The organism is Streptomyces sp. URMC 126, from assembly GCF_051386555.1.
Lineage (GTDB): Bacteria > Actinomycetota > Actinomycetes > Streptomycetales > Streptomycetaceae > Streptomyces.
In genome coordinates this window covers 1-312 of the sequence record NZ_JBPQTX010000740.1, presented here as the reverse complement: position 1 = coordinate 312, position 312 = coordinate 1, and the positions used below count along the sequence as shown (strand labels likewise).

Here is a 312-nt window from a genome sequence, read left to right as displayed (position 1 = left end):
AGCCGGACGTTGTCCGCGACGGTGCCGGCGAACAGACACGGCCGCTGGGGCAGCCACGCCACCCGCCGGTGCCAGCTCTCCCGGTCGACCGCCGCCAGGTCCGTGTCCCCGTGCTCGCCGAGCAGCACCCGCCCCCGCTCCGGGCGGACGAAGCCGAGCACCGCGTGGATCAGGGTGGACTTGCCGGCGCCGCTGGGCCCGACGACGGCGACCGTCTCGCCGGGCGCGACGGTCAGTGACGTCGCCGGCAGCGACGGCTCCGTACGCCCCGGATGGCGGACGACGAGGCCCTCCAGCCGCAACCCACCGGAC

The 312-nt window shown here is 76.6% G+C and carries 1 protein-coding gene; it reads right to left on the bottom strand.

The genetic code is table 11. The features are described 5' to 3' along the window. Positions 1–312 (bottom strand): ATP-binding cassette domain-containing protein (locus ACSNOK_RS33695; protein ID WP_436784566.1); only part of this gene is annotated, 312 nt, incomplete at both ends.